Here is a 580-nt window from a genome sequence, read left to right as displayed (position 1 = left end):
ATATTATCAAGGTCAAAATATTATCATACCAATTTTTGACGTAACACAGTTTATTAATATAAAATTTGGTCTATCAAATCTAAAATTTTATGAAAAGCCATTTAATTTAGACATTAACTTATTGGCAATATTTTACCTTTATATCTATGTAACTAAATTCAGAAAGAGTTACATGGGTTTAAACTTTATTTCTACTAAGGTAAATGATCCTAGTCATGAACTAGAACAAGACTTTCTAAATGGAGTAATTGTAGAAAGTTTAATGTTCGAAGAAATTTCAAATAGTTATATCATAAAGTTAAATAAATCAGTAAGTTATAATTCAATAGATTATCCATATGCAATATTGTCAGATTTAGATAACAGTATCTTTGAAAAAGAAAAAGATCTAAGCTTTAACTGTTATTTATTAGTTAATTGGGAACTTGATTCAGAAGTACTCAAAAAGAACTTAAAACATATAGGAAAAATAAAAGGAATTATCTCTGAACAGAAATCACACACAATAAAAGCTCTGTAACACCAGCTAAAACTCCACGTTCGGGTGACGCACCCTCACACGTAGTTTAGCCATTACGTT

At 27.2% G+C, this 580-nt stretch carries 1 protein-coding gene; it reads left to right on the top strand.

What is annotated here, in order from left to right; genetic code table 11:
- A partial coding sequence (locus HGP29_RS28525; protein WP_168885846.1) for a hypothetical protein occupies positions 1–520 on the top strand: 520 nt, incomplete at its 5' end.
- Positions 521–580 lie beyond the last annotated feature (60 nt).

Source organism: Flammeovirga agarivorans, from assembly GCF_012641475.1.
GTDB lineage: Bacteria > Bacteroidota > Bacteroidia > Cytophagales > Flammeovirgaceae > Flammeovirga > Flammeovirga agarivorans.
Note: the sequence above shows the minus strand (reverse complement) of the source record. Positions and strands in the feature narration are given on the sequence as shown.